We start from the raw sequence: 20239 nt of genomic DNA, 5'->3' as shown, positions 1-20239 counted from the left end.
CTCAGCTACCCACGCCCAGCTGGTCGAAGATGCCGCCGTCATTGAAGAACTTCGCCTGCGCCTGGCGCCAGTCGCCGAACAGATCGCTCAGCGTGAAGGTGTGCGTGGCAGGGAACTGGCTGGCGTAGCGCGCAGCGAGCTCGGGCGAGCGCGGCCGATAGAAGTTCTTCGCTGCGATCTCCTGACCCTGCGGCGAATACAGGAACTCTACATACGCCTGCGCCACTGCGCGCGTACCGTGCTTGTCGACATTGCTGTCCACTACCGCCACCGGCGGCTCGGCCACGATGGTGATCGACGGCACCACGATCTCGAATGCGTTGTTGCCCAGTTGACGCTGGGCCAGCAGGGCCTCGTTTTCCCAGGCGATCAGCACGTCGCCGATGCCACGCTGCACGAAGGTATTGGTGGCGCCGCGCGCTCCGGTATCGAGCACAGGCACGTGCTTGAAGAGTTCCTTCACATAGGCCTTGGCCGTGGCATCGCTGCCGCCCGGCTGCTTGAGCGCATAGCCCCAGGCCGCCAGGAAATTCCAGCGCGCGCCACCGGAGGATTTCGGATTGGGCGTCACCACCTGCACACCCGCGCGCACCAGATCGCCCCAGTCCTTGATGCCCTTGGGATTGCCCTTGCGCACCAGGAACACGATGGTCGAGGTATACGGCGTGGCGTTGTTGGGCAGCTTCTTCTGCCAATCCTTGGCCAGCAGTCCGCGATCGGCGATGGCGTCGATATCGTAGGCCAGCGCCAGGGTCACCACGTCGGCAGGCAGCCCGTCAACCACCGAACGCGCCTGCTTGCCCGAACCGCCGTGCGACATCTGGATGGTGACGCTGTCGCCGTGCTGCGCCTTCCACTGCGCGGCAAACGCGGTGTTGATCTGGCGATACAGCTCGCGCGTGGGATCGTAGGAGACGTTGAGCAGCGAGACATCCTTGGCGGCCACGGCGGCCGTCAGCAGCACGCCGATGGCGGCCAGCAATACGAGGATGGACTTCTTCATGGCGCCTCCTGCGGCAGGTTCAGACAGCAGACTAGCGTTGGCCGGCGAACGGGCGAAATCGCAATATGGCATATCCTCATGTCGCGACCTTGCGCAACGTCAGCACGGCATCGTCTGATTTGCGCTTCAGGGCTGCTCGCCCGCGCTTTCGCGCGCCACGACAGCCGCCGGCGACAGATGGACGGCCAGACGATGGGCCGCCGCGCGGATCTCCGGCATAGCAGTGCACTCCCACAGGTTGCCGCGCAACAGCGAACCGATCGCGTACAGGCCACGCTGCGGCCGGCCGTCGGCATCCACCAGTTGGCCGTCCGCCTGGGCCAGCACGCCAAGCTGCAAGGGGTCGGCGGTGGCAAGCCCGTCACGCAACAATTGCGAGAGCAGCTCGTTGGCGCCGTACGCCACGGCGGTATCCAGGCCGGTCGCCTGGATCACCAGGTCCGCTTCGAGCACGCTGACCAGCTGGGTCGCCCGCTCGCGCAGGCTCACCTGCAACGGTGCGGATCCATCGACATCGAGCACGCGTGCCGCCAACACCTGCAGCCTACCCTCTTCCTGCAATTGGTAGATCGCCTCGCCCGTGGCCGGCGCCATACGATGGCGCGCCGCTTCCCAGATCCAGCGCGCATGCCGCAGGAACTGCCGGCGCCGCGCATGCGTGAGCCGCTGCCACAGCTGCGCATTGATCGGGCGCATGCCGTCGATGATGCTGCGCCAGTCGGTGTCGCCGGCCTCGTTCAACGCGCGACGCACCAGGCGGAACATGGCCGCGGCCCCGTCGCTGGCCAGCAAGGCCTGATTGAGCGCCTCCTGCTGCGCATACGGCGCCAAGGGCAGCGCCGCATGGTTGAACGGCAACAAGCCATGGCGCGATACCGCCACCAACTCCGCGTGCGGCCATCTGATCGCTGCCGACAGCAAGGTATCGACGGCGGTCAGGCCGGTGCCGATCACCACGACGCGGCGAGGCGCGTGCGGATGGCGATCCAGGCGCCAGGGATCGAGTTCATAGGCGCCGCCGGCCAGCGCCGTGGTCGATACCGTGCGTAGCGGGCGTTGGGCCAATGCGCCTACGGCCAGCACCACGTCGCCCACTTCCAGCCAACGATCGGCGCCCACGCGTATCGCATAGCCGCCTTCGCCGCGCGAGATGATCTCGCGCGCGCTCTCCGGATGGATGCGGAAACTGCGTCCGGCACGACGAGCCGCATCGATGCGCGCGCCGACTTGCGCCTGGATGAAATCGCCGAACAGACGGCGCGGCAGAAAGTCCGTGCCTTTGACCTGGCCCAGCTGCCGCGATGCATGCTGGAGAAAATCCTCCGCATGCTCCTGGAACACCCCCATGGATGCGGCACGCACATTCAGCAGATGCTGGTTGTCGCTGGTGCCATAGGCCACGCCGCGACCGGGCGCATGCTGGCCGACGATCCAGTGGACCGTGCCTCCTTCGAACCGCGCCAGCAGCTCGCCGAACGCCGCCGCGCCTGCCGCCCCACCACCGATCACTGCCACATCAGCCATAACGCGATCCTCGAATGGGACACCAACCCCTGGCGGTCTGCCCGCTGGCAGATCACTACGCGTTGCGTCCCCTAGAAAGAAATCCCAGGTGAAAACAGCCTTCACATCCCAAGACCGTGAGGCGAATGTCTGCCTCAGTGGCTTCGCGCCGCAGGTGGTGCAAGCACGTCAATCCATGGGCTGACAAGAAATCACAGCAGCCGTTAAGGCCGCGCTAGCCATCCGTGCAGTTGTGGCGCGGCTCATTCCCGGGAGGTTATGACGACACACTCACCGCATGCCGCTGGGCGAGCACGGCCGAGACGTCTGAAAGCCCCAGCCCTCGCGCCCGCAGCGTCACCGTGAGGTGATAGATCAGGTCGGCCGCTTCGCCCAGCAGCGCCTCATCATCCTGTGCCACCGAGGCAAGCGCCGTCTCCACGCCCTCTTCGCCCACCTTCTGCGCCATGCGGCGTATGCCGCCTTCAAACAGCTTGGTGGTGTAGCTGCCGGCCGGTCGCTGCGCATGTCGCTGCGCGATCAAGGCATCGAGTTCGGCCAGGAAGCCCAGCGGCGGTTGCACCTCACTGCCGAAACAACTGCTGGTGCCCTGGTGGCAGGTCGGCCCATGCGGCGCGGCCTGCAACAACAAGGTGTCGGCATCGCAGTCCATGCGTACCGACTTGAGCGTCAACACATGCCCGGACGACTCGCCCTTGGTCCACAGACGCTGCTTGCTGCGGCTATAGAAGGTGACCTGGCCGATGCGCTGCGTCGCCTCCAGGGCCTGGGCATTCATGTAGCCCAGCATCAACACCTCGCCCGTCAGCCAATGCTGGACGATGGCGGGCAACAGGCCATCGCCTTTGCTCCAGTCGAGTCGGGCGGGATCGAGCGTAGTGGAGTTCATGGTCTTTACCGGATGACTGGCGTGATTACGTTCGTACGGCGACGCCCCAGGCATCAAGCGATTGCTTGAGCGAGGGAATGGCGATGGCGCCGGAGTGAAAAACGCTGGCGGCGAGCGCGCCGTCGACATCGGCGGTGAGGAAGGCATCGCGAAAGTGCTCGGGCGCACCAGCGCCGCCGGAAGCGATCAGCGGCACCAGGCAAAACTTGCGCACAGCGGCCAGCTGCTCCAGGTCGTAACCCTGGCGCACGCCATCGCTGCCCATGCAATTGAGCACGATCTCGCCGGCACCGCGCTGCTGGGCTTCGACCATCCAGTCCAGCGTGCGTCGCGGCAAGGCCTGCGTGCGCGAGGGATCGCCGGTGTACTGGCGCACGTGCCATTCGCCGTCCGCATCACGCAGGCTGTCGATGCCCACCACCACGCACTGCACGCCGAACGCTGCAGCCAGCTCGTCGATCAGATCGGGGCGCTCCAGCGCCGGCGAGTTGACCGAGATCTTGTCCGCGCCTGCATGCAGCACGGCACGTGCTTCGTCCACGCTGCGGATGCCGCCCGCCACGCAGAACGGAATATCGATGACACTGGCGACACGCTCGACCCAGCCGCGATCGACGCTGCGCCCTTCCGGACTGGCGGTGATGTCGTAGAACACCAGTTCGTCCGCGCCTTCGTCGCGATAGCGCAGCGCCAGATCCACGATCTCGCCCATCACCACGTGGTCGCGGAAGCGCACGCCCTTGACGACCTTGCCATCGCGCACGTCGAGGCAGGGAATGATGCGACGACTCAACATGCCAGCGCCTCCCTCACGGTGAAGCGGCCTTCCAGCAGTGCGCGGCCAAGGATGACGCCTTGTGCGCCAGCCTCTCGCGCCGCGCGGATGTCTTCTAGCGAACGAACACCGCCTGACGCCTGCACCGCCATCGAGGGCACCGTCGCCGCCAGATAGCGATACAACTCAAGATTGAATCCCGCGAGCATGCCGTCGCGATCGATATCGGTGCAAAGCAGGTGTTTGGCGCCACGCTCGGCGTACCACGGCGCCAGTTCCTCCAGCGTATTGGACTCCGTCTCCGTCCATCCGGCACTGGGCAGGCGCCAGGCGCCGTCGCGATACAAAGTGTCGAGCGCAAGGGTAAAACGCTGGACGCCGCGCGCCGCCAGCCACCCTTCCACCATCACCGGATCACGGATCGCCAGACTGCCCAGCACCACCCGCGACACGCCGGCATCCAGCAGGCGCTGCACGTCCGCCTCGCTGCGTACACCGCCGCCGGCCTGGATATGCATGCCATCGCTGGCGATCGCCTCGATCACCGCGAGATTGTCCAGGCTGCCGCCGCGGGCGCCATCCAGATCGACCAGATGCAGCCACTGCGCACCGGCCTGCGCGTAGTCGCGGGCCAGCGAACGCGGATCGAAGTCATAGGTGGTCTGCTGCGCGTAGTCGCCCTGCTTGAGGCGAACGACGCGGCCTGCGCGCAAATCGATGGCGGGGATGACGGTGAAGCTCATAGTTCGAGAAAGTTCTTCAGCAGGCGGGCGCCGACCTTGGCCGAGCGCTCCGGGTGAAACTGCATGCCGTGAAAATTGCCCCGTGCGATCACCGAGCTGAAGGCGCCGCCGAAATCAGTGACCGCCAGGGCGTAGTCACCCGCGGGCACGGCATAGCTGTGCACGAAGTACGCCCAGTCACCATCGACCAGGCCATCCAGCAGTGGATGCTCGCGTTGGCGCTGCAGCCGATTCCAGCCCATGTGCGGTACACGCAGCCCCGGCTGTTCGCTGAAGCGACTTACCGTCGCAGGGATCAGGCTGAGACATTCGGTATCGCCCTCCTCCGAGCGCTCGCACAGCAGCTGCATGCCAAGGCACACGCCCAGCACCGGCTGCGTCAGCGAGCGCATCAGTTCGACCAGACCAAGCTCGCGCAGCCGCGCCATGCCAGGACCGGCCGCACCCACACCCGGCAGGATCACCTTGTCGGCCGTGCGGATGGCGTCGGCATCCGATGTCAGGGACGCCTCCACACCGAGCCGCTGCAAGGCGTAACGCACCGAGCCGATATTGGTGCCGCCGGCATCGACTAGCACCACGCTCATCACAGCGCTCCCTTGGTGCTGGGCAGATCGCTGCCTTCGCGCCGGATCGCCTGACGCAACGTGCGAGCCACCACCTTGAAGCACGCCTCCACCATGTGATGCGCATTGTCGCCATGCACGCTGAGGTGCAGATTGGCGCCCAGCGTTTCACACAGCGAGCGGAAGAAATGCGGGATCAGTTCGGTGGGAATATCCCCCACACGCTCACGCGGGAACTGGCCGTCAAAGACGAAATACGGGCGTCCGGACAGATCCAACGTCGCGCTCGCCTGCGCTTCGTCCATCGGCAGCACGAAACCGTAGCGGCCAATGCCGCGCTTGTCGCCCAACGCCTGACGCAAGGCCTGGCCGAGGGCCAGCGCGCAGTCTTCGATGGTGTGATGCTCATCGATATGCGTATCGCCGTCGCAGCGCAGCGCCAGCGCGAAGCCTCCGTGCTTGCCGATCTGTTCCAGCATGTGGTCGAAGAAACCCAGGCCCGTGTGGATCTGCGGCTCCGCGGACTGGTCCAGGTTCACGCTGACGGTGATCCGCGTTTCGCGTGTATTGCGCTCCACCGTGGCCCGGCGCGGCGCATCGAGCAACAGGTGCGCAACCTCTTTCCAGCCGAGGCCATTGGCACCCACCTGGAAGCCGCGTACACCCATGTTGGCGGCGAACTGCAGGTCGGTCTCGCGATCGCCCACCATGGCCGACGCCGCACGGCTCCAGCCGTCGTCCGCCAGGTAGTGGCGCATCATGCCGATGCCTGGTTTGCGGGTGTCCTTGCGCTCATGCAGGAAGCTGCGGTCAATCAGCACCTCGCTGAACTTGATGCCTTGCGAGGCGAGGACGCGCATCAGCAATTCGTGCGGACCGATGAAATCCTCCTCGGGAAAACTGCCAGTACCCAGGCCATCCTGATTGGTCACCATCACCAGCTCGTAGCCGGCGGCCACGCAGCGCTGCAAGGCGGCAATCACCCCAGGCAGCAGCGCGAATTTTTCGAAGCTGTCGATCTGGAAATCTTCCGGCTCCTCGATCAGGCAGCCATCGCGATCGATGAAGAGAATCTTGCGGCTCATGCACCTTGTCCTGCGGTTGTTTCGTTCACCGTGGCCGCTACGTCCGCGGCCATCTGCTGCAATACGTCGAGCACGCGGTCGTTCTCCTCCGGCAAGCCGATGGTGATGCGCAGCGCATCGCCCAGCTGCGGATAGCGTTGGATGTCGCGCACGAGGATGCCGGCACCCCGCAGGCGTTGATAGACCGCGGCCGCGTCATCGTGGCGAATGGCGAGGAAATTGGCCTGTGAAGGGAGCACTTCGCGCACGCCAGGCATGGCGGCAAGCGCGCTGGCCATGCGTTCACGTTGTGCGCGGACGATGGCGATATGCGCACGCGCGGCCGCCTGCCCCTCATCAGCCAAGGCTTGCATGGCCAGGGCGACACAAGGACGCGGCAACGGATACGGCGCGATGATGCGTCGAAGCAGGCCGATCACGTCTTCGTTGGCTACCAGGCTGCCGATGCGCGCCCCCGCCAGTGCCCACGCCTTCGACAACGTGCGCAGCACAGCGAGGTTGTCGAACTGGTTCACCAGCGACGTGGCACTGGGTGCGTCGGAGAATTCGATATAGGCCTCGTCGACCACCAGCAGCGCGCGATCGGTCAGCGCCTGCGCGAGACGCACCACATCACGCAACGGCACGAGTTGTCCGGTCGGATTGTTCGGCGTGCACACGAACACCAGCTTCACCGCCGGTGTGATTGCGGCGAGCACCGCGTCCACATCCAAGGTGAAGTCCGACTGAAGTGGTACCGTCACCACGCCGGCGTTCTGTATCTGCGCGCTCACCGCATACATGCCGAAGGTGGGCGGCTGGATCGCGATCGCATCTTCACCAGCGCGGCAGAATGCGCGCACCAGCAGGTCGATGGCTTCGTCGCTGCCGCGCCCTACCAGCAACTGCGAGGGCCGCACGCCATACAGGCGCGCCAGCGCATCTACCAGGGCAGCTGGTTGCGGATCGGGATAGCGGTTGCAGGCCAGCTCGCCATCGCCCGGCGGCGCCCACGCCGATTCATTCGCGTTGAGAAACACGCGGCCGCCGCTGGCTTCCATGCGCGCCGACGAGTACGGCTGCATGGCGCGGATCTCGGGGCGAGCCAGGTCGAGCACGCTCATGCTGCGTTCTCCAGCGCCGCCAGTCGCAGCGTCACGGCGCGGCGATGCGCTTCCAGCTGCTCGGCGGCAGCCAGCGTGGCCGTGCAGGGACCAATCGTGCGCAGGCCTTCCGGCGACAGCTCCTGCACGGTGATCTGCTTCTGGTAACTGGCCACCGATACACCGCTGTAGCTGCGCGCATAGCCATAGGTCGGCAACACATGGTTGCTGCCGCTGCAGTAGTCGCCCACCGACTCGGGCGTCCATGCACCGAGGAAGACCGAGCCCGCGCTTTGTACTGCATCGAGCAAGGCGCGCGGTTCGCTGACCTGCAGGATCAAGTGCTCCGGCGCATACCGGTTGCTCACCTGCACCGCCTGCGCCAGCGAGGAGACGGCGATCAGGCGGCTCTGCGTCAACGCCTGCTCGGCGATCTGCGCACGAGGCAGGGCGGCGCACTGGCTCGCCACTTCCATCTCCACCGCATCCAGCAGCGACGGCGACGGGCTCAGCAGGATGACCTGGGAATCCGGCCCGTGTTCGGCCTGCGACAACAGATCGGCGGCAACAAATGCCGGGTTGGCCTGCTCGTCGGCAATCACCAGCACTTCGGACGGGCCGGCCGGCATATCGATGGCCGCGCCTTCGGGATCGCCCGACACCTGCAGCTTCGCCTCGGTCACCCAGGCATTGCCTGGGCCAAACAGCTTGTCGCACTTGGGCACGGACTCAGTGCCATAGGCCATGGCGGCGATCGCCTGCGCGCCACCGAGCTTGAACACGCGGTGCACGCCGGTGATGCGCGCGGCGTACAGCACGGCGTCATCGCACCGGCCATCCGGGCGCGCGGGCGAACACAGCACGACTTCCGCGCAACCGGCAATGCGCGCGGGCACGCCGAGCATCAAGGCGGTGGACGGCAACGGCGCACTGCCCGCCGGCACGTACAAACCGACGCGGCCAATGGGACGCAGCATGCGCTCCACGCGAACACCGCTGGCCGTGTCCAAGCCCACCGGTTGCGGCGCCGCTGCGCGATGAAAGGCGTCGATGCGCGACGCGGCTTCTTCGATGGCGGCCTTCAGCGCGGGAGCCAGGCGAGCTTCGGCCTCGCGCCACTCCTGCTCGGTGACTTCGATGGCGTGCAGTTCGCAACGGTCAAGCTTGGCGGTGAGTTCGCGCAGGGCGAGATCGCCGTCCGCACGCACGCGGGCGACGATCTGCTCCACGCCGGTGCGCAGGCTTTCGGCTCGCGACTGCGCCGGTCGCGACAGCGCCGCGCGCTGCGCCTGCGTATCCAAGGCATTCCAATCTAGGCGGTTCATACGTTGGGCTCGTTCATCGCGCCTGCATCACGCAAGCATCTTCTCGACCGGCAGCACGAACATCTCGCGCGCCCCGGCCTTCTTGATCTCTTCCAGCTGGCGCCAGCTGACTTCGCCGGCACACAGCGCCTGCAACATCAGCTGATCGGGTTGGCCCGCCACCGGCAGCAGGGTCGGCTGCGGGCCACCGGGCAGGAGGCGGATCACGGCATCGAGCGCGCCACGCGAGGTCTGCAGCAACAGCAGGCGCGACTCGCGCACCTGGATGACGCCATCGAGGCGCTTGAGCAGCAGCTCGATCATGTCGCCACGCTCGTCCGTGGGCAGCGTCTGCGGACCGGCCAGCACGGCCTCGCTCTCCAGCAGCACGTCTGCTTCGCGCAGCTGGTTGGCCACCAGCGTGCCGCCGCTCTGCACCAGATCGCAGATCGCATCGGCCGTGCCCAGGCGCGGCGCGATCTCCACCGACCCGGCCAGCGTCACCACGCCGGCATCGATGCCGCGCTCGCGCAGCCACTCGCCGAGCAGGCCCGGATACGAGGTGGCGATGCGCTTGCCCTGCAGCTGCGAGGCATCGCGATAGTCCAGATCCTGCGGCACCGCCACCGAGAGGCGACAGCGTCCAAAGCCCAGCGGCCGCCATTCGGCCAGCGCCGGGCCATCCAGGCCGCCGGTGAGGCGGTATTCGCTGAGCACGTTGCGGCCCACGATGCCCAGGTCGCACACGCCCTGCGCGATCAGGCCGGGAATGTCGTCGTCGCGCACCAGCAACAGGTCGACGGGTTCACCTTCGCCAAAACAGAACAGCTTGTCGCGGCTCTGGCGGAAGGTGAGCCCGCAGCGGTTGAGCAACTCCAGTGCCGGCTCGGTGAGGCGGCCGGATTTCTGCATCGCGATGCGCAGTCGGTCTCGCGGTTTCATGCCTTGGCCTTCTTGGTCGCTGCACGGCGACGCGCGGCGCGGGCTGCTGCGGCGAGATAGCCGCCACTGCCCTGGTTGAGGTAACGCGCAACGCGTCCGATGGTGGTGATGCTCACCGCCGTGCGTTCGTGGATCTCGCGATACGACACGCCATCAAGCAGATAAGGCACCACGCGCCAGCGGTCCACCATCACCTCCAGCTCGGAGGGGGTGCACAGGTCGTGCAGGAAGGCCGACATTTCCTCGGCATTCTTCAGCGACAGCAACGCCTCGCACAGACTCAGCTCGGCGGACTCGGCAGGCAGCTCGGGATCGATCGATCGGCGCTTCATAATGTACTAATGCGTTAATACAGTGGAACAGATGATACGTGCGTCGGCGCGCCGGGGCAACCCCGTGCAGCGATAGGCATAAACAGGGCTTAGCGCTGCCTCCCGGCCAGCAAAATCTTGCGAAGAATCAACATCGGAAAGTCGACTCGCATGGCGATCCAGGCGCGCTTGCCGAAACCAGTTGCCACTTGGACGCACCCTGCCCGGGCCATGGCGCTCGCTAACGGGCCTCATCTGCGCTAAATTAGATAGGTAGCCTATCTATTTACCCGGTCAAGCCGCCCATGAGCCAGAAGCCAGCCACCGAAGGCGATGCCCGCGAACTGGCCGAGCAGTTGCGGCCGGCGCTGCGCCGGCTGTTTCGCCAGCTGCGCCGCCACTCGGATCACCAGGACATCTCGCTGGTCCAGCTGCCCTTGATGCTGCACGTGCTGGAGAACCCCGGCATCGGCGTGGGCGAGCTGGCCCAGCTGGAGGGCCTGCGCAGCCCGACCATGACGGGACATATCAACAGCATGGTGGCCGCCGGCCTGGTCAAACGCACCGAACCGGCCGATGGCGACCGGCGACGCGTGGGCCTGGTGGCCACCGCGCACGGGCGCGCCGTGATCGAGGCCAAGCGCCGGCGCCGCACCGACCAACTTACCAAGGCGCTGCTGCAGCTCTCGCCTTCGTCGCGCGCCGCACTGTGGGCCGCCATTCCGGCATTGAACGACATTGAACTGAACGACATCGACGCATGAGCACACCCAGCGCCACCCTTGCCGCCTCCGCGGATGACATCCACCCTGCGACCGAGCACGAGATTCGCCGCGTCTTTGCCGGCCTGGTGATCGTGCTGGCGCTGGGCGCCATCGATCAAAGCATCGTCGCCACGGCCCTTCCCCGCATCGTGAGCGACCTGGGTGGCATAAGCCATCTGTCGTGGGTGGTGACCTCGTACATCCTCGCGTCGACGGCCACCATGCCGCTGTACGGCAAGCTGAGCGATCAATACGGCCGCAAGCCCGTGCTGTACTTCGCCATCTTCATGTTCCTGCTTGGCTCCGTGCTGTGCGGCGCCGCGAGCAACCTGCTCGAACTGATCGTGTTCCGCGCCATCCAGGGTATCGGTGCGGGCGGCCTGCTGCCGCTGGCGCAGATCATCATCGGCGACATGGTGCCGCCCACCCAGCGCGGCAAACGACAGGGCGTGGTGGCGGGCATCTTCGCGCTGTGCAGCGTGGTCGGCCCCGTGCTGGGCGGCGTCATCACCGACCTGCTGTCCTGGCACTGGATCTTTTTCGTCAACCTGCCGGTCGGCGCCGTGGCGTTCGTGATCATCAGCCGCACGCTCAGGCAATACACGCCATTGCATGCGCGACGCATCGACTATCTCGGTTCCGTGCTGATGACGGGCTGCACGGTGGCGTTGCTGCTGGTGCTGACCCTGGGCGGCGGCCAATGGCCGTGGACATCGATGCCGATCATGACGCTCAGCGCCTTTGCGCTGGCCACCGGCGTGATGTTCGTGCGGCACGTGAAGCACGAACCCGAGCCGGTGTTGCCGCTGGACCTGTTCCACAATCGCCTGTTCGTGATCGCCAGCCTGGTGATGGCGCTGACCTTCATGGGCCTGATGGGCGCGAGCCTGTTCTTCCCGCTGTTCTTCCAGCTGGTGATGGGTGTGAGCCCAGCGACCTCCGGACTGCTGACAGGGCCCATGATGATAGGCATCGCGCTGTCGTCGCTGTTCAACGGACGCGTGCTGATGCGCGCCGGGCGTTACAAGCCCACCGTGGTGGGAGGGCTCGCGCTGGCGACGCTGGCGTTCGGCGTGCTGGCATGGAGCGCGGCCACCGCGCAAAGCCTGGGCATCATCGAGCCGGCCATCTTTGCGCTTGGCCTGGGCCTGGGCCTGGTCATGCCGAACGTGACGATTGCCGTGCAAAGCGCGCTGGCGCCGATCCATCGCGGCGTGGGCACGGCCACGCTCACCTTCTTCCGTTCGCTGGGCGGCCTGGTCGGCGTGGCGGGCTCGGGCGCGATCCTCGCCTGGCAGCTGCGCAGCCACGGCGGTGCAGCGGCGCCCGCGGTGAGCATGTCGCCCGAAGGCGGCGGCATGGCGAACCACGTGCTGCCCCAGGCGACGGATGCCGCGGTGCTGCTTTATCGCCACGCGATCGCCTCAACTTTCACCTTGGGTGCGTGCATCGTGGCATGCGCCTTCGTGCTGATCCTGCTGCTGCCGGAGGTGCCCTTGAGCGATCATCATCACCGGGCGCCGGCGCCCGCGGCCGACTAAAGGAAGCGCATGACTGCTCCGCAGCGAAACACCGCACTGGCTTCAGCAGCCGTCTGGATGGCTTTCGTTGTGTTCGCTTTTGCGTTGACGGCGGGTGTGCTGCAGGTGTCGCGCGCGGATCTCGATCCGGTCGCCATGCCACTGAGCGCCTATCTGCGTGGTGCAGGCGGCGCCTGGCTGCGTGGCGCCTACTATCTGATGGCCAGCGCGCTGGCCTGCCTCGCCTGGTCGAGCTTCCGGGCTACCCGCGCACCATTGCGCAGCGCTCTGGCGAGCGCCCTCTTCCTCATTGCCGCACTGGCGCTGCCCGTGGTCGCATGGACGGTGCTGTACGAGCACACGCCCAGCGAAGATTTCGCGCGGCTGGTCCATGGCGAGGCGGCGCAGGCCACCTTCCTATGCCTCGTGGTCGCCATGCTGGTGCTGTCGACACACTGGCTGCGCGATCCGCGCATGCAGAGCGGTCGCCATCTCGGCGTTGCGCTGGCGTGGCTGGCGTTTGTACAGATGTGGGTGTTGGCGTTGTGGAAGGGGTTGCCGCCGGGGCTTACGCAGAAGGCGTTGATCGTGCTGATCCTGCTGTGGCTTGCGTGGGTGGCTCGGCAGTTGTGGCGGGCGAGTTTGTCGCAAGATTGAGTCGCGCACAGGGTGCGCTCCCACAGGGCTAGCCAACCTCTGTGGGAGCGCACCCTGTGCGCGACTCAACTCGCCCATACCCTTCAAAAGAAAAGGGCCGCCTTAGCGACCCTTCTCAGCACACTTACTTGGCAAACACCCGCTGCCGCACCATCTCGCAGATCGTCCGCACATCCCCATCCATCGCCCGATCGCGCGACATGAAATCGATGCGCTGACGCAAGGCATCGTGCGCCTTGCGCACCGCCGAACCCGCGTGGAAATCGCCGACGTTGGTCAGCGCCACGGTGAGTTGCTTCACCTCTTCCGCGAATTGCGCGTAATGCGCGTTGTCTTCGCGCGGTGCATTGGCCACCTTGCCGGCCAAAGCCTGCCAGTCGCCGCGCGAGGCAAGCCGGCGTGCGGCGTTGAGCATGGCCTGGCGGAAATCCAGCGCCTGCGCGGCGGTGTACAGTTCCATCGCCAGCACGTAGCCGAGATCTTCCATCATCTCCAACACGTGGCGCGCTTCGTTGGCGCCCATCGACACGTGGTCTTCTGCATTCGCGCTAGTCGGCACGGAGTACACGCTGGCCGGGTGCGCACGCGTGGCCAGATCGTTCACCAGCGCGGCGGCGGTGTACTGCACGATCATGAAGCCGGAATCGGTGCCGTCCTCGTTGCCAGTGAGGAAGGCCGGCAGGCCGTCATTGGTGGCCGGGTCGACCAGCTTGTTGAGGCGACGCTCGGAGATCGACGCGAGCACCGGAATGGCGGCCTTCACGTAGCTCATGGCCAAGGCCAGCGGCATGCCGTGGAAGTGGCCGGCGGAGATCACCTGCTCTTCGATGAACTGCGCATCCTCCGCATCCGGGAAGATCAGCGGATTGTCGGTGACCGAGTTCAGTTCCACGTCGATCACGCGGCAGGCCTGTGCCCAGGCGTCGCGCACGGCGCCGTGCACCTGCGGCATGCAACGCAGGCAATAGGCGTCCTGCGGCTGGTGCTTCTTGCCGCCCTTGAACGGCAGAAAACGCGCGTAAAACGCTTCGCGGCCATGACGCTGGTTGGCGGGCACCCAGTCCCAACCAATATCGAAGGTGAGCGCCTGATCGGCAGGATCGGCCCACGCCTCAGCCGACCACTGCTTGAAGCGCGGCACCAGGTGATACGGAATATCCACCAGCGTGCTGCCGGTAAGCAGCTCGCGCACGTGAGCGGCAGCGTCCACCTGACCTGGATGCGGACGCAGCGCGTGCACTTCCGGGCGCAAGGCGCCGCTACGGCCAGCGAACGCGTCGAGCGTCATCGCGGCGGCAAGATCGGCAAGCTCCAGCAGATGCTCAAGCTCGTCCAGCGCGAGCGCCGCGGTCGCCAGCATCTGCGCGGTGCCGTTGTTCAGTGCCAGACCTTCCTTGAAGGACAGGCGGATCGGCGACAAGCCGGCGCGCTTGAGCGCTTCGGCGCCGTCCAGGCGCTCGCCCTGATAGAACGCTTCGCCGCCGCCCAGCAGCACGATGGCCAGGTGCGACAGCGGGGCCAGGTCGCCACTGGCGCCTACCGATCCCTTCTCCGGCACCACCGGCACCACGCCGGCATTGAGCATGGCGGTGAGTGCCTTGAGCGTTTCCACGCGGATGCCCGAATGGCCGCGCATCAGCGTGTTGATGCGGATCACCAACATCGCGCGCACCACTTCCGGCGCAAACGGCTTGCCGACGCACACCGCATGCGTGGTGATCAGGTTGTGCTGCAGCTCTTCCAGCAGCGTGCCTTCCGGTTTGTCCGGATTGCCGCCGGGCAGCTCGTCGCGCAGGCGGTGCGCGCCCAGCAGCTTGTCGGCATTGCTGCCGAAACCGGTGGTGACGCCATAGGTGGGTTCGCCGCAGCTCACCTTGTCGGCGAGGAAATCGGCAGCGCGCTGCACGCGCTTGAGCTGAACCTCATCGAGCTCCACGCGCAGACCCTGGCGGGCCACGGCGACCAGTTGATCGCGGGTAAGGCTGTTGCCGTCCAGGAGTATCGTCTTTGCGGTCATGCTTGGCTCCAGCCCGGACGGGCCTTCAAGTCGATGTCAGCCGCCGCGCGTCGAGGCTGCGGCGGCATGTGATGAAAGCGAGGTGCGCTCAGGCGCCGATTTCGGCCTGCGCCAGTTCCACCCGCAGCGTCTTGATCAGATCGGCGCGCGCCACTTCGAACTGGTCCTCGCGGCGCAGGTCCTTCACGGTCACCACGCCCTTGGCCAGCTCGTCTTCGCCCAGCACGATCACGAAGCGGATGCCCGCGCGGTCGGCGTACTTGAACTGCTTGCCAAGCTTGCCGCCATCGAGCACCACTTCGGTGGCGATGCCGGCACCGCGCAATTCGCTGGCCACGGCCAGGTAAGCCGGCAGCTGCGCCGGATCCATCTGGGTCACGAGAACGTCGACCGTGCTGCGCGCGGTGCCAATCAGGCCGGCATCGCGCAGCTGCCAATACAGGCGGGTGAGTCCGATCGAAATGCCCACGCCCGGCAGGTGCGACTTGGTGTACTGGCCGGCGAGATTCTCGTAGCGACCACCGGAACAGACCGAGCCAATCTGCGGATGATCGTTGAGCGTGGTCTCGTAGACGGTGCCCGTGTAGTAGTCCAGGCCACGGGCAATCGACAGGTTCAAGGCGTAATGCGATTCCGGCACGCCGAACGCGTGGATCAGCTGCAGCACTTCCTTCAGCTCCGCACGGCCCTGCTCCATCGTTTCCGGACCGGCGCCGAGCGCGTCGAGCTTGTCGAGCGCGTCCTGCAACGAGGTGGAGCGCACCTGCACGAAATCGAGGATCTTCTGCGCGGTTTCCGCGCTCAGGCCGAACGGCTCGGCGATCAGCGTGTCACGCACGTAATCGGCGCCGCGCTTGTCCAGCTTGTCCACTTCGCGCAGCACCAGGGTCTGCTGCTCGCCATCGGTGACGCCCAGGCTTTCGAAAAAGCCGCGCATCAGCTTGCGGTTATTGAGCTGGATGGTGAACGCGCCGACGTTCAGTTCGCGGAACACGCTGTAGATCACCGCGGGCAGCTCGGCGTCGTAACGCACCGACAGGCTGTCCTTGCCGATCACATCGATGTCGCACTGGTAGAACTCGCGGAAGCGGCCGCGCTGGGCGCGCTCGCCGCGGTAGACGCGCTGCATCTGGTAGCGGCGGAACGGGAACGAGAGGTCGTGCTCATGCTCGGCCACATAGCGGGCCAGCGGCACGGTGAGGTCGAAGCGCAGCGCCAGCTCGGGCACGCCGTCGCCCTTGTCGGCGTTGTTCAAGGCGCCGGTGGACTGCACGAAATACACCTGGCGCTCGGTCTCACCGCCCGTCTTGGTGAGCAGCACGTCGGAGAATTCCATCACCGGCGTTTCCACCGGCAGAAAACCGAAGCGCTCATAGTTGCGGCGGATCACGTCGAGCATGCGCTGGAACGCGATCTGGTCGAGCGGCAGCAGCTCGAGCACGCCGGGCATGGTGCGGGCCTGGGTAAGCGCCATGAAGTCCTCTGCTTAGCGGTGTGAAAAACGTCGGCCAACGCCGGTTGGCAACCTGTCCGACAGAGCCGTATAGATTAGCAGAAGGCCGCCCCAAGACCTTGCTCAGAGGCCCTGCGACCCGCCGGCCAACGTTTGTGAAGATTTTTTCCCCGCAACTGTTGCCAAGCCTCCGAGGTGTCATTAAGATACGCGGCTCCCACGGGGTGTAGCTCAGCCTGGTAGAGCGCTACGTTCGGGACGTAGAAGTCGCATGTTCGAATCATGTCACCCCGACCAATGTTTTCAATGACTTAGGCCACTCTCACCGAGCGGCCTTTTTCATTTGTCCTGCAAGCATCCTGCAAAAAAAACAAGACGACTGCGCCCTCCTGACAGCTCGCTGCTCACCGACGCTGAGCACACGTGAGGCATCACGCGACTCTTACGAGTCGTGGCGGGCAACTACGAATCAAGTAAATCCAGCAGATTAGATTTGATTTGGAGCCGGCAGGCACTTGCACTCGCACACCAACTAGAGAGGTCGCGTAAAATGCGGCGGCTCGAGGCACCACACTGCGCTACTGCCAAGGATTAAAAGTAGCGAGCGATGGGGAAATTCACCATCTCAGCGGAAAGCATGCTGGCAATGGTGAGCCCAAACACAGTGTGCTTGGTCCGGGCGCCGCCCATGTTGGCGCGAAGATGGTCCGCCGTGGCCCAGAGTGGGTTTTTAATGTCGACAATTAATAGCTTTCGGCTTTTCCGTTTGCGCCTCTAGACACCAGTCTTCGTCATTGGCCTGAGGGATCTGGCTTTGCCAGCTATAGCCTCTTGCACTTCTAACCAACGCCATCATCAACAGCTTTTATGCCATCGAACAGAAGTATTCGGCCGCTTGTTCGGAATGTTGACGACGAGCTTGAGTCTCGGCTCTTGCTACAACACCCATCACCATCGGCTCTTCTTGCCAGCTTGTCGGTTCCTTTGACAGCCGAAACTGCACAAGAGGACCGCTGATCACTCGATCTCGTCGCCATTAAATTCGTAGACGTCGGATGGGCTCCCCTTTAGCAACACAAGCACCGCTGCCTCCTCCAGCGGAGCCCCCCCCCTTGGAGCCGGTGCTCGCTCGCAAGAGTTGTCGACACCCATATGAGAAGCCTCTACGTGCTCGACGTCCCACCACCTGTCCTCGCGCTCGTCGAACACGACACGCGAGTGCGTGGGCAGCCTTGACAACGCGCTGATCAGATCGCCAACAGTCAGGCTCGCCGATTTTTGGTGCTCCTTAACTGCACTGCCCTTAGGTTGCTTTGCTTCGGCCTCGTTGCTCGAGATCGCTGGACGGGCCGACTCAGCTCCCACATCCAGAGAGAGCTTGTCTCTGTCCAATCGACGCATGGCGTAGGGAGCAAGCGAAATAACCAACTGACTGACTGCTCCGACACCATCGCGCTGCAAGCGTGCCAGCACTTCCTTGGGAATGGATATCTGAGTGAGCTGAGCATCTGCTCTGGGTTGTCGCTCCATCTGGATGGCAAGCAAATGCCCGTCTCGTAGCACTGAGCTCAGGCGGGCATTGGGCCAAAGGTCATCCAGGGACTGGATGAAGTCCTGCTTCGCTTGCCTGTCGAGATGATCCGGGATGACTCTGGTGGCGACCGGCGACGCAGGGACAGGCCCTTCATGGACATCGGCGCGCAACGTCAGGCCGTCGCCATCCAGCCAGGTTATGGCTTGGCGAACAAGGGCGATGAGGACCTGATTGGTGCTGCCAAGGGTTTCGAACCGCAGGCGGCGAAGGAGCTCTTGGGGAATGGCCACCTAGAGTGGCGCATGCCCAGATCGAGACTGACGCCCCGAGACGACCACTGATAGATGATCGGACCGCGGGCGAGTCGTCAGGAAAGGAGCACCCGAGTAAGGCCCGGCCGCAAGTGCTTCGCCATTGACAATGTCGACGCCCTCCATAACTCACTCCAAAGCCATCAATACCATCAGTGTAATCTCTGCCGTCTTCTGCGTCCGCCTGAACCAAATCGCAATCCATCAATACCAATGATTGTTTTAATTGTATTGATGGTGATAGTTTGAGGGCCGCTAGGTTCGCATCAAGGAATTCACGCGACCACGTCAGTGACCGCGTCAACCCATGGGCAGTTTGTGAATAAGGGGCATGGAATGGCACTTCGCACAATCACCCCTCTCAATGCCTCGGTACGTGTCAGTGGGCCATCATTGGCCCACTGAAGGATGCTGCGTACCGCTGCTGGGCAGACGCTGGCCCACTCATCGATGCTCTGTACTTCTGTTGGGCTAACGCTGGCCCACTCACCGATGCCAGCGGCCTACCCGCTTCATATCGCGCCCTCTTAATGTCAGCACCAAGGCCGTCTTCAAAACCCGATCGAATGATTACTTGCCGGGTACTGCGAGCCACCAGACTCAATCCTTTCAGAGGCATCTTTGATGGATTGCATTCGACCGCTACGCGCCGCATCGCTATCGATTCGCTTAGGTTTGACTACCCTTTCGTGGCTAGGAAGCGCTTCAATAAAATCGCGCGGAACGGGCCACTGTCTACATGTCGCCTGAAGCCTCAGAAACGCGGTCCTGAACCTCGGAACGTCACGCTCCTCGTCAAACTCTCGCCCATAGGAGATTGCCTCTGCACAGGCGGGCAATGTTCCACCGGAAAGAACGTCCATCGCGGGAGTTCGTTCGAGGCTAAGCAGAACCAACTTCTGTAATCCGGAGCCGATTTCCCGCTTGATCCACTCGGGTACCATTTTTGTGCGCTTCGAGTTCATGGAGTGCCTGCAGGGTTTTGCTCATCGGTGCCGCACCGGTGACTCGTGTCGGCGTGGGGACAGTTTCTTCCGTCGCGCATTGGGCTTGACGATTACGAGCAGTGGCAATGGCCCACGCAAACGGGGCAGCGGCGTCAGGGCGTTCGAGGTAGGTGTCACGGATCGTTTCCGGGGTCACCCCCTCATTAAGTGCAGCGAGGAGCTTTGGATTGCTTGGATTGACTCTCCTACAACCGGCTTGACGGAGAAGCGCACACGCACGCCCGGCCTCGGTCGACACCTCCAAAAGTGCTGATGCGTGCGAGTGCTCTGGCTTTCCTGTCTTGGAGATGTGGCTTATGGAGTCTGGCGTCTGGCTAGGTTCACGGTTCGTGCCGAGCTCGTTGAATGACTTACCCATTTCGCCGCTCGAAACCACTCGATCATCGACTTCGTTCCTTCGACGCCGCGACGCCTCGCGCTCCTCAGCGATACGCCGATTCGTCTCCGCCTGGGCATTGGCCTTGGAAATCTCTTCGTCGGCTCGCTTATTGCGCCAGACATTCCGCTCCCCGTCGTACTGAAAGAACTCCTTGAGCACCGTCTCGACAGCCATTCTCTCGTGACGGGCTCGCGCCCCTACCAGACGCTGGGCGGCATTGAGTGCACCCGGAATGGGCTTCTCTTTGCTGTAGTACTTGCGGAGAAGCTTGCTGTATGCAGCGTCCTCGACGAACGAAAGGTGTGAGGTCGCTTTGGAGTAATCACCCAAATGATGCTTATAGAAGTTCATAAGATCGACACCACATCTTGTG

At 64.5% G+C, this 20239-nt stretch carries 18 protein-coding genes and 1 tRNA gene; 4 read left to right on the top strand and 15 right to left on the bottom strand.

Going from position 1 to position 20239, the window contains the following annotated elements; all coding sequences use genetic code 11:
- Position 1 precedes the first annotated feature (1 nt).
- From Y882_RS08425 to Y882_RS08375, 11 genes are all read right to left on the bottom strand, one after another.
- On the bottom strand, positions 2 to 1003 hold the full coding sequence (locus Y882_RS08425) for a sulfate ABC transporter substrate-binding protein (protein WP_046971462.1): 1002 nt from the start codon (positions 1001 to 1003) through the stop codon (positions 2 to 4).
- Between the two features lie 126 nt (positions 1004 to 1129).
- Entirely contained in the window at positions 1130 to 2527 is a 1398-nt protein-coding gene (locus Y882_RS08420; RefSeq protein ID WP_046971461.1) for an FAD/NAD(P)-binding protein, read from the bottom strand.
- A 256-nt stretch (positions 2528 to 2783) separates the two neighbouring features.
- Complete coding sequence (gene hisIE / locus Y882_RS08415; protein ID WP_046971460.1) at positions 2784 to 3416, bottom strand: bifunctional phosphoribosyl-AMP cyclohydrolase/phosphoribosyl-ATP diphosphatase HisIE; 633 nt, start codon at positions 3414 to 3416, stop codon at positions 2784 to 2786.
- A 25-nt stretch (positions 3417 to 3441) separates the two neighbouring features.
- A complete protein-coding gene (gene hisF / locus Y882_RS08410; protein WP_046971459.1) occupies positions 3442 to 4212 on the bottom strand; it encodes an imidazole glycerol phosphate synthase subunit HisF in 771 nt (256 codons plus the stop codon).
- Positions 4206 to 4934: a 1-(5-phosphoribosyl)-5-[(5-phosphoribosylamino)methylideneamino]imidazole-4-carboxamide isomerase gene (hisA, locus tag Y882_RS08405; protein WP_046971458.1), complete on the bottom strand. Its 729-nt coding sequence runs from the start codon at positions 4932 to 4934 to the stop codon at positions 4206 to 4208. The genes hisF and hisA overlap by 7 nt, the downstream gene beginning before the upstream one ends.
- Positions 4931 to 5521, bottom strand: coding sequence for an imidazole glycerol phosphate synthase subunit HisH (gene hisH / locus Y882_RS08400; protein WP_046971457.1), 591 nt, complete (start codon positions 5519 to 5521; stop codon positions 4931 to 4933). The genes hisA and hisH overlap by 4 nt, the downstream gene beginning before the upstream one ends.
- The gene (hisB, locus tag Y882_RS08395) at positions 5521 to 6585 is read right to left on the bottom strand and encodes a bifunctional histidinol-phosphatase/imidazoleglycerol-phosphate dehydratase HisB (RefSeq protein ID WP_046971456.1); all 1065 of its coding nucleotides are present in this window, start codon (positions 6583 to 6585) and stop codon (positions 5521 to 5523) included. The genes hisH and hisB overlap by 1 nt, the downstream gene beginning before the upstream one ends.
- Positions 6582 to 7688 carry a histidinol-phosphate transaminase gene (gene hisC / locus Y882_RS08390; RefSeq protein ID WP_046971455.1) on the bottom strand — a complete coding sequence of 369 codons (1107 nt, stop codon included), beginning with the start codon at positions 7686 to 7688 and terminating at the stop codon, positions 6582 to 6584. Before hisC ends, hisB begins: the two co-directional genes overlap by 4 nt.
- Positions 7685 to 8992 carry a histidinol dehydrogenase gene (gene hisD / locus Y882_RS08385; RefSeq protein WP_046971454.1) on the bottom strand — a complete coding sequence of 436 codons (1308 nt, stop codon included), beginning with the start codon at positions 8990 to 8992 and terminating at the stop codon, positions 7685 to 7687. Before hisD ends, hisC begins: the two co-directional genes overlap by 4 nt.
- A 27-nt stretch (positions 8993 to 9019) precedes the next feature.
- Complete coding sequence (hisG, locus tag Y882_RS08380) at positions 9020 to 9913, bottom strand: ATP phosphoribosyltransferase (RefSeq protein WP_046971453.1); 894 nt, start codon at positions 9911 to 9913, stop codon at positions 9020 to 9022.
- Positions 9910 to 10245, bottom strand: a complete 336-nt coding sequence (locus Y882_RS08375) for a YerC/YecD family TrpR-related protein (RefSeq protein ID WP_046971452.1) — start codon at positions 10243 to 10245, stop codon at positions 9910 to 9912. Before Y882_RS08375 ends, hisG begins: the two co-directional genes overlap by 4 nt.
- A 284-nt stretch (positions 10246 to 10529) precedes the next feature.
- On the opposite strand from Y882_RS08375, the gene Y882_RS08370 reads away from it, so the two are divergent.
- The 3 genes from Y882_RS08370 to Y882_RS08360 are packed head-to-tail and all read left to right on the top strand — an operon-like array spanning position 10530 to position 13165.
- On the top strand, positions 10530 to 10988 hold the full coding sequence (locus Y882_RS08370; RefSeq protein WP_046971451.1) for a MarR family winged helix-turn-helix transcriptional regulator: 459 nt from the start codon (positions 10530 to 10532) through the stop codon (positions 10986 to 10988).
- A complete protein-coding gene (locus Y882_RS08365) occupies positions 10985 to 12529 on the top strand; it encodes an MDR family MFS transporter (RefSeq protein ID WP_082121016.1) in 1545 nt (514 codons plus the stop codon). Before Y882_RS08370 ends, Y882_RS08365 begins: the two co-directional genes overlap by 4 nt.
- A 9-nt stretch (positions 12530 to 12538) precedes the next feature.
- A complete protein-coding gene (locus Y882_RS08360; RefSeq protein WP_052949805.1) occupies positions 12539 to 13165 on the top strand; it encodes a DUF998 domain-containing protein in 627 nt (208 codons plus the stop codon).
- Positions 13166 to 13289: 124 nt separating this feature from the next.
- Here Y882_RS08360 and Y882_RS08355 read toward each other — a convergent pair whose 3' ends face one another.
- The gene (locus tag Y882_RS08355; RefSeq protein WP_046971450.1) at positions 13290 to 15182 is read right to left on the bottom strand and encodes an HAL/PAL/TAL family ammonia-lyase; all 1893 of its coding nucleotides are present in this window, start codon (positions 15180 to 15182) and stop codon (positions 13290 to 13292) included.
- 88 nt (positions 15183 to 15270) lie between these two features.
- Entirely contained in the window at positions 15271 to 16656 is a 1386-nt protein-coding gene (gene hisS, locus Y882_RS08350; protein ID WP_046971449.1) for a histidine--tRNA ligase, read from the bottom strand.
- A gap of 199 nt (positions 16657 to 16855) precedes the next feature.
- On the opposite strand from hisS, the gene Y882_RS08345 reads away from it, so the two are divergent.
- Positions 16856 to 16932 (top strand) — tRNA-Pro (locus Y882_RS08345).
- A gap of 720 nt (positions 16933 to 17652) precedes the next feature.
- On the opposite strand, the gene Y882_RS08340 is transcribed toward Y882_RS08345, so the two are convergent.
- The gene (locus Y882_RS08340; protein ID WP_046971448.1) at positions 17653 to 18459 is read right to left on the bottom strand and encodes a hypothetical protein; all 807 of its coding nucleotides are present in this window, start codon (positions 18457 to 18459) and stop codon (positions 17653 to 17655) included.
- Positions 18460 to 19362: 903 nt separating this feature from the next.
- Positions 19363 to 20217 (bottom strand): YdaU family protein, encoded by an 855-nt coding sequence (locus Y882_RS18830; RefSeq protein ID WP_052949803.1) that lies wholly within the window; start codon positions 20215 to 20217, stop codon positions 19363 to 19365.
- Positions 20218 to 20239 lie beyond the last annotated feature (22 nt).

The sequence above is a fragment of the Dyella japonica DSM 16301 genome (assembly GCF_001010355.1).
In the GTDB taxonomy this organism is placed as follows: domain Bacteria; phylum Pseudomonadota; class Gammaproteobacteria; order Xanthomonadales; family Rhodanobacteraceae; genus Dyella; species Dyella japonica.
Note: the sequence above shows the minus strand (reverse complement) of the source record. Positions and strands in the feature narration are given on the sequence as shown.

Excerpts from the sequence above, each read along its gene's own strand:
- Y882_RS08425 (WP_046971462.1), bottom strand. The coding sequence starts at position 1,003 with ATGAAGAAGTCCATCCTCGTATTGCTGGCCGCCATCGGCGTGCTGCTG.
- Y882_RS08420 (WP_046971461.1), bottom strand. The coding sequence starts at position 2,527 with ATGGCTGATGTGGCAGTGATCGGTGGTGGGGCGGCAGGCGCGGCGGCG.
- hisIE (WP_046971460.1), bottom strand. The coding sequence starts at position 3,416 with ATGAACTCCACTACGCTCGATCCCGCCCGACTCGACTGGAGCAAAGGC.
- hisF (WP_046971459.1), bottom strand. The coding sequence starts at position 4,212 with ATGTTGAGTCGTCGCATCATTCCCTGCCTCGACGTGCGCGATGGCAAG.
- hisA (WP_046971458.1), bottom strand. The coding sequence starts at position 4,934 with ATGAGCTTCACCGTCATCCCCGCCATCGATTTGCGCGCAGGCCGCGTC.
- hisH (WP_046971457.1), bottom strand. The coding sequence starts at position 5,521 with ATGAGCGTGGTGCTAGTCGATGCCGGCGGCACCAATATCGGCTCGGTG.
- hisB (WP_046971456.1), bottom strand. The coding sequence starts at position 6,585 with ATGAGCCGCAAGATTCTCTTCATCGATCGCGATGGCTGCCTGATCGAG.
- hisC (WP_046971455.1), bottom strand. The coding sequence starts at position 7,688 with ATGAGCGTGCTCGACCTGGCTCGCCCCGAGATCCGCGCCATGCAGCCG.
- hisD (WP_046971454.1), bottom strand. The coding sequence starts at position 8,992 with ATGAACCGCCTAGATTGGAATGCCTTGGATACGCAGGCGCAGCGCGCG.
- hisG (WP_046971453.1), bottom strand. The coding sequence starts at position 9,913 with ATGAAACCGCGAGACCGACTGCGCATCGCGATGCAGAAATCCGGCCGC.
- Y882_RS08375 (WP_046971452.1), bottom strand. The coding sequence starts at position 10,245 with ATGAAGCGCCGATCGATCGATCCCGAGCTGCCTGCCGAGTCCGCCGAG.
- Y882_RS08370 (WP_046971451.1), top strand. The coding sequence starts at position 10,530 with ATGAGCCAGAAGCCAGCCACCGAAGGCGATGCCCGCGAACTGGCCGAG.
- Y882_RS08365 (WP_082121016.1), top strand. The coding sequence starts at position 10,985 with ATGAGCACACCCAGCGCCACCCTTGCCGCCTCCGCGGATGACATCCAC.
- Y882_RS08360 (WP_052949805.1), top strand. The coding sequence starts at position 12,539 with ATGACTGCTCCGCAGCGAAACACCGCACTGGCTTCAGCAGCCGTCTGG.
- Y882_RS08355 (WP_046971450.1), bottom strand. The coding sequence starts at position 15,182 with ATGACCGCAAAGACGATACTCCTGGACGGCAACAGCCTTACCCGCGAT.
- hisS (WP_046971449.1), bottom strand. The coding sequence starts at position 16,656 with ATGGCGCTTACCCAGGCCCGCACCATGCCCGGCGTGCTCGAGCTGCTG.
- Y882_RS18830 (WP_052949803.1), bottom strand. The coding sequence starts at position 20,217 with ATGAACTTCTATAAGCATCATTTGGGTGATTACTCCAAAGCGACCTCA.